Genomic DNA, 9,343 nt, shown 5'->3' with positions numbered 1-9,343 from the left:
CGCATGGAAGGGCCATCGCTCAACGGATAAAAGCTACCCCGGGGATAACAGGCTTATCTCCCCCAAGAGTCCACATCGACGGGGAGGTTTGGCACCTCGATGTCGGCTCATCGCATCCTGGGGCTGTAGTCGGTCCCAAGGGTTGGGCTGTTCGCCCATTAAAGCGGTACGCGAGCTGGGTTCAGAACGTCGTGAGACAGTTCGGTCCCTATCCGTCGTGGGCGTAGGAAATTTGAGAGGAGCTGTCCTTAGTACGAGAGGACCGGGATGGACGCACCGCTGGTGTACCAGTTGTTCTGCCAAGGGCATAGCTGGGTAGCTATGTGCGGAAGGGATAAGTGCTGAAAGCATCTAAGCATGAAGCCCCCCTCAAGATGAGATTTCCCATAGCGTAAGCTAGTAAGATCCCTGAAAGATGATCAGGTTGATAGGTTCGAGGTGGAAGCATGGTGACATGTGGAGCTGACGAATACTAATAGATCGAGGACTTAACCATATAATATGAAGCAAATGTTATCTAGTTTTGAAGGAATATACCTTCATAAGTCTGGTAATGATGGCAGAGAGGTCACACCCGTTCCCATACCGAACACGGAAGTTAAGCTCTCTAGCGCCGATGGTAGTTGGGACTTTGTCCCTGTGAGAGTAGGACGTTGCCAGGCAAACGAAAGACGAGTCATTGGACTCGTCTTTTTTTGTGTTCTTTTTTATATAGGAAACTTTATATTCTTTATTCATAAAATAAAGAACGGTTGATTAAATGAGAGAAAATATGGATAGGATAGAGAGGGAAGCAAAAGAGTTGCAAAATTTTTTAATACGTATATAATTAAAGTCAAAGATAGTCAAAGTCAATAAAGGTGGAGGATAAATGAGAAATATATCTGATATTATTGAACAATATCTAAAGCAAGTTATTGACTTAAGTAATAATGATGCAATTGAAATTAAAAGAAATGAAATTGCTGATAAGTTTGATTGTGTGCCATCTCAAATTAACTACGTTATTAATACTCGTTTTACTCTAGAAAGAGGATTCATAGTAGAAAGTAAACGAGGTGGCGGAGGTTATATTCGCATTATAAAGGTCAAATTGCATGATGATATAGACATTATTAACCAAATGTTACAAATGATTCAGTATAGCATTACTCAATCAAGCGCTGAGAGTATAATAGGGCGTTTAGCAGAAGAAGGTATTGTTACCAGTAGGGAAGCAAAGCTTATGTTTAGTGTGTTAGATCGATCTGTTTTACTAACAGATTTACCATTTCGAGATGAATTACGAGCACGTATGCTTCGAGCGATGCTTAGAACATTGAAGTATAAGTAAAGTGAAACTTCCCTTAGGAATGCTTTGTTCCTTAAGGATTAATTGAACGAATAAGGTTGTAAATTAATAATTCTTTCCTATTGTAAAGGTGGGGAAATACGTTGATTTGTCAAAACTGTAGTTCACGATCAGCAACGCTGCATTTTACAAAAGCAATCAATGGAAAAAAGACGGAGATTCATCTTTGCGAGCAATGTGCCCAAGAAAATGGATATACGTCTTTCTTTCAATCAAATAAGTCTAATAAGTCTAGTTTGTCATTTCATAATTTATTAGCAGGGCTACTACATGTTGAGCAACCTGCATCTGAGAAAGAAACAAATAATGTTTCGAATGTGCAGCCGTTGCAATGTCCGAAATGTAATATGACATATCCGCAATTTGCAAAGGTCGGAAGGTTTGGTTGTTCGTCTTGTTATGAAACATTTAAAGAACAATTACAGCCAATGCTGAAACGGCTTCATGGTGGGCATACAAAGCATCACGGAAAAATTCCTAACCGTATAGGAGGAAATATTCATCTAAAAAAGAATTAGATGAGTTAAAACTAAAATTGCAGGAGTGCATACAACAAGAAGAGTTTGAACAGGCTGCTGAAGTACGAGATAAAATTCGCAGCATAGAAAATCAGCTTCGTGAGCATAGAGAGGGGGAATAATTCTATGTCACTCGATCGTATTATGAACGAAGCAATTAGTCCATGGATGAGGGAAGACGGTCCTGATTCCGATATTGTTTTAAGCAGTCGTGTTCGATTGGCTCGGAATTTACGAGACTATCAGTTCCCGACTATGTTAACAAATAAGGAAGCGGAGCAAATGATTCATGTATTTCAAGAAAAATTTGCTAATCAAGCAGTTGCACCTTTCGGGGTACTTGAACTTTTACAAATGAATAGGATTGAACCTTTGCAGCGCAGAGTATTAGTAGAAAAGCACCTTGTGAGTCCGGATTTAGTGGGAACAGAATATGGTGCTTGTTTATTATCTGAGAATGAACAAGTAAGTATTATGCTTAATGAGGAAGATCATATTCGGATTCAATGTTTATTTCCGGGATTACAATTATCAGAAGCGTTGCATAGTGCAAATCGAATTGATGATTGGATAGAAAGTCAGGTTGAATATGCATTTGATGAACAAGTTGGTTATATAACGGGCTGTCCTTCAAATATAGGAACAGGTTTACGAGCCTCAGTGATGATACATTTGCCAGCTCTCGTTTTAACAGGACAAATGAACCGTATCGTTCAAGCAATTAATCAACTTGGTTTAGTTGTGAGAGGGATATATGGTGAAGGTAGCGAAGTGTTAGGGAATATATTCCAACTTTCTAATCAAATGACATTGGGAAAACCTGAAGAAGATATTGTAGAAGATTTAAAGAGTGTTGTTCAGCAACTCATTCAACAAGAACGAACAGCAAGAGAATCAATTATGAAAAATTCAAGTATTGAGCTTGAAGATAAGGTGTATCGTTCTTATGGTGTATTAGCGAATAGCCGTTTAATTGAATCTGCTGAGGCAGCAACGTGTTTATCGGATGTTCGACTTGGTATTGATCTTGGTTATATCGAAAATATATCTAGGAATATTTTAACGGAGTTAATGGTACTTACACAGCCTGGAATCTTGCAGCAATATGCTGGAGGCCCCTTACAACCTGATGAAAGAGATTATCGTAGAGCAGCACTTATTCGTGAAAGATTACGAATTGAACAAAATCGAGCGAAGTAGGAGTGTGATTCATATGATGTTTGGAAGATTTACAGAGCGAGCACAAAAGGTATTAGCGTTATCCCAAGAAGAAGCAATTCGTATTGGCCATAATAATATCGGCACGGAGCATATTTTACTCGGCCTTGTACGCGAAGGAGAAGGGATTGCTGCAAAAGCATTGGTCGCACTTGGATTAAGCCCAGAGAAAGTTCAAAAAGAAGTAGAAGCACTAATTGGGCGCGGCACGGAGATGTCCCAAACGGTTCACTACACACCGCGTGCAAAAAAAGTAATAGAATTATCAATGGATGAAGCGCGTAAACTTGGTCATTCTTACGTGGGAACAGAGCATATTTTACTTGGGCTTATTCGTGAAGGAGAAGGCGTTGCGGCCCGTGTTTTAAATAATTTAGGTGTAAGTTTAAATAAAGCGCGTCAACAAGTACTGCAGCTTCTTGGTAGTAACGAGACGGCTTCGGGTCATCAAGGTGGTGGTTCGGCTAATGCAAATACACCGACGCTTGATAGTTTAGCTCGCGATTTAACAGCTGTAGCACGTGAAGGGCGTTTAGATCCAGTAATTGGTCGTAGCAAAGAGATTCAACGTGTAATTGAAGTATTAAGTAGAAGAACAAAAAATAATCCTGTGTTAATTGGAGAACCTGGTGTTGGTAAAACAGCAATTGCTGAAGGGCTAGCACAACAAATTGTAAACAACGAAGTTCCAGAGACTTTACGCGATAAGCGTGTTATGACATTAGATATGGGGACTGTAGTTGCTGGTACGAAATATCGCGGTGAATTTGAAGACCGTTTAAAGAAAGTCATGGATGAAATTCGTCAAGCTGCTAATATTATTTTATTCATTGATGAGCTTCATACATTAATTGGTGCGGGAGGTGCAGAAGGGGCGATTGACGCATCGAATATTTTAAAGCCATCATTAGCACGCGGGGAACTACAATGTATTGGGGCGACAACGCTAGATGAGTATCGTAAATATATTGAAAAAGATGCGGCATTAGAGAGACGTTTTCAACCGATTCACGTTGATGAACCAAGCTTAGAAGAATCGATTCAAATTTTAAAAGGATTACGTGACCGTTATGAAGCACATCACCGTGTTTCTATCTCAGACGATGCAATTGACGCCGCTGTAAAATTATCTGATCGTTACATTACTGATCGTTTCTTACCTGATAAAGCGATTGACTTAATTGATGAAGCAGCTTCAAAAGTTCGTTTACGTTCTTATACAACACCACCAAATTTAAAAGAACTTGAATCGAAGCTAGAAGAAGTAAGAAAAGAAAAAGATGCGGCAGTACAAAGTCAAGAATTTGAGAAAGCAGCTTCTTTACGTGATATGGAACAGCGCCTACGTGAAAAATTAGAAGATACGAAGCGTCAATGGAAAGAGCAACAAGGTAAAGAGAATTCGGAAGTAACAGTAGAGGATATTGCAAATGTTGTTTCAACGTGGACGCGTATTCCGGTTTCTAAGCTAGCTCAAACAGAAACAGACAAACTATTGAACTTAGAAAATATTTTACATGATCGTTTAATTGGGCAAGATGAAGCGGTTGTTGCGGTTGCAAAAGCAGTGCGCCGCGCAAGAGCAGGCTTAAAAGATCCAAAACGTCCAATCGGTTCTTTTATTTTCTTAGGACCAACTGGTGTTGGTAAAACGGAACTTGCACGCGCATTAGCGGAATCTATGTTTGGTGACGAAGATGCAATGATTCGTATTGATATGTCGGAGTATATGGAGAAACATTCTACTTCTCGTTTAGTTGGTTCTCCTCCAGGATATGTTGGATATGAAGAAGGTGGCCAGTTAACAGAAAAAGTTCGTCGCAAACCATACTCCGTTGTCTTACTTGACGAGGTGGAAAAGGCACATCCAGATGTATTCAATATTTTACTGCAAGTGCTAGAAGATGGTCGTTTAACAGATTCAAAAGGTCGTACAGTTGATTTCCGTAATACAATTGTTATTATGACTTCTAACGTAGGTGCAGATGCATTAAAACGAAACAAACATCTTGGATTTAATGTACAAGATGAAAGTCGTGATTATGCAGATATGAAGGGTAAAGTAATGGAAGAGTTGAAAAAAGCATTCCGCCCTGAGTTTTTAAACCGTATTGACGAAATTATTGTTTTCCATACATTAGAGAAAAAACATATTAAAGAAATTGTTACACTTATGGTAGAACTGTTGGTCAAACGTTTAAAAGAACAAGACATTGAGTTAGAGTTAACGGATGCAGCAATTGAAGCGATTGCGGATAAAGGATTTGACCCAGAGTATGGTGCTCGTCCACTACGCCGTGCAATTCAAAAACATGTAGAAGATCGATTATCAGAGGAACTTCTTAAAGGGGTTATTGAGAAAGGTCAAAAAGTTGTTTTTGATACAGAAGGAGAATCATTTGTCATTCGTAGTGCAGAAAAGGTAAAATAAGTATAGACAAACAAAGGGGGGCTAAACAATAGCCCTCTTTCTTGTACAAAAAAGAAATATTTTTGTTTCATATGAAAGCGAAGTGAAGTGTAAAAAACGATGGCTAAAAAGAAAACGAAATTTACATGTCAAGAATGTGGTTATCAGTCACCAAAGTATATGGGAAAGTGTCCGGGGTGCGGACAATGGAATACACTAGTGGAAGAGATGGAACCAGTTGTATCATCACGCCGCCTGAACTATGCAAGTGCGATCCAAACTGAATTAACGAAGCCTCGCCGCCTGAAAGAGGTGGAAACGAAAACAGAGGCGCGTATTGAAACGAATTTTCAGGAATTTAACCGGGTGCTTGGTGGTGGAATTGTAGATGGCTCTCTCGTGCTCATAGGGGGAGATCCTGGTATTGGGAAATCAACATTATTATTGCAAATATCATCACAACTAGCAGATCGTGCTTATGATGTTTTATACATATCAGGTGAGGAATCTGCAAAACAAATTAAACTTAGAGCAGATCGTCTTCATGTAAATGGAGATAATTTATTTGTTGTATCAGAAACAGATTTACAACGAATCGCAGCATATATAGATGAAATGAATCCATCATTTGTAGTAATTGATTCTATTCAAACCATTCATTTACCGGAAGTAACTTCAGCGCCAGGAAGCGTAGCGCAAGTACGTGAATGTACAGCAGAACTTATGAAGCTTGCAAAAACGAAAGGAATCCCTATTTTTATTGTAGGGCATGTAACGAAAGAAGGAGCTATAGCTGGTCCACGTATGTTAGAGCATATGGTGGATGCCGTTCTTTATTTTGAAGGAGATCGTCATCATACATATCGAATTTTACGAGCGGTAAAAAACCGTTTTGGTTCAACCAATGAGATGGGGATTTTTGAAATGAAGGAGCTTGGCCTTTCAGAGGTATTGAATCCTTCTGAAATTTTTCTAGAAGAAAGACCTGTGGGGGCTGCTGGTTCAACGGTTGTTGCTTCTATGGAAGGAACAAGGCCTGTTTTAGTAGAAATACAAGCATTAATTTCTCCTACAAGTTTCGGGAATCCAAGAAGAATGGCAACAGGAATTGACCATAACCGTGTTTCTCTTATTATGGCAGTACTAGAAAAAAGAGCAGGGTTATTGCTCCAAAACCAAGATGCTTATTTAAAAGTTGCTGGGGGAATTAAATTAGATGAACCAGCGGTTGATTTGGCAGTTGCTTTAAGTATCGCATCAAGTTTTCGCGATAAACCGACTTTTCCGGGTGATGCAGTCATTGGTGAAGTTGGTTTAACGGGAGAAGTTCGCCGTGTTTCTCGTATCGAACAGCGTGTACAAGAAGCAGCAAAATTAGGATTTCAGCGTGTTATTATCCCAAGGAAAAATTTGGGTGGATGGACGATTCCAGAAGGTATTGAAGTAGTTGGAGTATCGAATATAGGAGAGGCTCTTCGATTTGCACTAGGAGGATAAGATATGGAAGAAAACAAGCAACGTTCCAAAAGTATTATTAATATTTTGCAGCTTGTTGCACCGGGGACACCGCTAAGAGAAGGAATTGATAATGTGCTCCGTGCGCAAACAGGTGGCCTTATTGTACTCGGATACAACGAGCAAATTAAAAGTATTGTTGATGGAGGATTTCATATTAATTGTGCTTTTTCTCCTGCTAGTCTGTACGAACTAGCAAAAATGGATGGTGCTCTTATTTTAAATGAAACGGGAAGTAAAATTTTAATCGCTAATGGACAGTTGGTTCCTGATCCATCTATCGACTCTATTGAAACAGGCATGCGTCACCGAACAGCAGAGCGAGTGGCGAAGCAAACGGGTAGTCTTGTTGTTGCTATTTCACAAAGACGAAATGTAATTACGTTATATCAAGGAAACTTACGTTATACATTAAAAGATATTGGGGTTATTTTAACAAAGGCAAACCAGGCGATTCAAACATTAGAAAAATATAAAGCTGTATGGAATGAGGGCATAACGAACCTTGGTATTTTAGAGTTTGAAGAAGTGGTTACAATGTCTGAAGTTGTGCATGTACTACATAGTGTTGAAATGATGCTACGGATTAAAAATGAAATCTACAGTTACATTCATGAATTAGGAACAGAAGGAAGACTTATTCGCTTACAATTGACAGAATTGCTTGCTGACGTGGAAGCAGAGGCTGCGCTATTAATTAAAGACTACTATCATGAAAAAACACAAGAGCACTATCAAGTTTTAAAAAAATTACAAGAGCTTGCGAATGCACAACTTTTAGAAGATAGCGATTTAGTGAAATTACTTGGATATTCCGGACAAATGAAATTAGAAGAAAGCATTACACCAAGAGGTTATCGGATCGCGAGTAAAATTTCTAGAGTTCCGCCTCTTATTATTGAGAACTTAATTAATCGTTTTAAGAACTTACAAGGAATTTGCCGTGCAACAATTGCTGATTTGGATGATGTGGAAGGGATTGGAGAAGTACGGGCGAAAAAGATACGAGAGGGTTTAAAACGAATTCAAGAACACTTGTATATGAGCAGACACAATTAAGAATATTACATTGATTTCACAATATAGCGACACTCAAAGATTTTTCATATATGATATGATATATTGGTAAATAAAACAAATTATAAAAAAACACGTCCACTTTTGCACTCGACGTTTTGAGTGACGAAGTAATGGTTAATAATGAGTAGGAGGTGGTTGAATGTTAAAACGAATCGTACAGCTTTTCTTTTTAGTTATTGGAGGAGCATTGGGAATTTTTCTTATTCCAAAAGTAATCGAGATGTTGGATATAGGTGCAGTTCCTTGGCTTGAAGGTTCTTATATTCGTGCAATTATTGGTGCAATCATTTTATTTTTAACAACATTTTGGCTTGTAGATTATATTGTTCAGCTTATTAAACATATTGAGGAAGCGCTTGTAAAAGCACCTGTTACAGATGTGTTATTTGGAACATTAGGATTAATCTCAGGACTAATTGTTGCGTATTTGATCTTGATTCCGATTCGCGAATTTACCATTCAAGTCATTAGTACAGTATTGCAAATCTTTTTCACACTATTACTTGGTTACTTAGGGTTCCAAGTAGGGTTTAAAAAGAGGAATGAATTGTTAGGGTTGTTTACATTGCCGCAACGCGGAGGAAAGAAAAAAATACGAACAATGAAAATGAGGAAGTAGAAACGTTAACTTCTTATTGGAAAATATTGGATACTAGTGTTATTATTGATGGGCGTATTGCGGATATTTGCCAAACAAAGTTTTTGGAAGGCACAATTGTCATTCCGCAATTTGTGTTAGAAGAACTACAGCATATTGCTGATTCTTCGGATGCATTAAAGCGTAATCGCGGACGAAGAGGTTTGGATATTTTAAATCGTATTCAAAAAGAGTTATCTATTCCAGTAGAGATTTATGAAGGTGATTTTGAAGATATTCAAGAAGTCGATAGTAAGCTTGTGAAGTTAGCGAAGTTAACAGGTGGCACTGTTGTTACGAATGATTTTAACTTAAATAAAGTTTCCGAATTGCAAGGTGTGACAGTTTTAAACATTAATGATTTAGCAAATGCCATTAAGCCTGTTGTACTTCCGGGTGAAGAGTTAAGCGTATACGTTGTGAAGGATGGAAAAGAGCAGAATCAAGGTGTCGCTTATTTGGACGACGGTACAATGATCGTAGTCGAAGATGGTAGAGAGCATGTTGGTCACCAACTTGATGTACTTGTTACAAGTGTATTGCAAACATCTGCAGGCCGTATGATCTTTGCTAAGCGTAAGTTGTTAGAGAAAGCATTATAAGTAGAGGATTGC

5 protein-coding genes, 2 rRNA genes and 2 pseudogenes (1 of these 9 running past the window's edge) are annotated in these 9,343 nt (G+C 38.6%); all 9 read left to right on the top strand.

Features of this window, described 5'->3' with window-relative positions; genetic code table 11:
- A 23S ribosomal RNA gene (locus ACEWFJ_RS00965) occupies nucleotides 1–496 on the top strand; it begins 2,426 nt to the left of the window's first position.
- A 50-nt stretch (nucleotides 497–546) separates the two neighbouring features.
- Nucleotides 547–662: ribosomal RNA gene (rrf, locus tag ACEWFJ_RS00960) — 5S ribosomal RNA — on the top strand.
- A gap of 209 nt (nucleotides 663–871) precedes the next feature.
- Nucleotides 872–1,333, top strand: a complete 462-nt coding sequence (locus ACEWFJ_RS00955) for a CtsR family transcriptional regulator (RefSeq protein ID WP_473690077.1) — start codon at nucleotides 872–874, stop codon at nucleotides 1,331–1,333.
- Nucleotides 1,334–1,434: 101 nt separating this feature from the next.
- Nucleotides 1,435–1,991: pseudogene (locus ACEWFJ_RS00950) on the top strand (UvrB/UvrC motif-containing protein).
- 4 nt (nucleotides 1,992–1,995) lie between these two features.
- Nucleotides 1,996–3,069, top strand: coding sequence for a protein arginine kinase (locus ACEWFJ_RS00945; RefSeq protein WP_473690076.1), 1,074 nt, complete (start codon nucleotides 1,996–1,998; stop codon nucleotides 3,067–3,069).
- 13 nt (nucleotides 3,070–3,082) lie between these two features.
- A complete protein-coding gene (gene clpC / locus ACEWFJ_RS00940) occupies nucleotides 3,083–5,518 on the top strand; it encodes an ATP-dependent protease ATP-binding subunit ClpC (protein WP_429709593.1) in 2,436 nt (811 codons plus the stop codon).
- Nucleotides 5,519–5,617: 99 nt separating this feature from the next.
- Nucleotides 5,618–6,994, top strand: a complete 1,377-nt coding sequence (gene radA / locus ACEWFJ_RS00935) for a DNA repair protein RadA (RefSeq protein ID WP_473690075.1) — start codon at nucleotides 5,618–5,620, stop codon at nucleotides 6,992–6,994.
- Nucleotides 6,995–6,997: 3 nt separating this feature from the next.
- Nucleotides 6,998–8,071 (top strand): DNA integrity scanning diadenylate cyclase DisA, encoded by a 1,074-nt coding sequence (disA, locus tag ACEWFJ_RS00930; protein WP_473690074.1) that lies wholly within the window; start codon nucleotides 6,998–7,000, stop codon nucleotides 8,069–8,071.
- A 160-nt stretch (nucleotides 8,072–8,231) separates the two neighbouring features.
- Nucleotides 8,232–9,331: pseudogene (locus ACEWFJ_RS00925) on the top strand (PIN/TRAM domain-containing protein).
- The last annotated feature ends 12 nt before the right edge of the window (nucleotides 9,332–9,343 follow it).

The organism is Bacillus sp. EA-CB0995, assembly GCF_055814245.1.
Note: the sequence above shows the minus strand (reverse complement) of the source record. Positions and strands in the feature narration are given on the sequence as shown.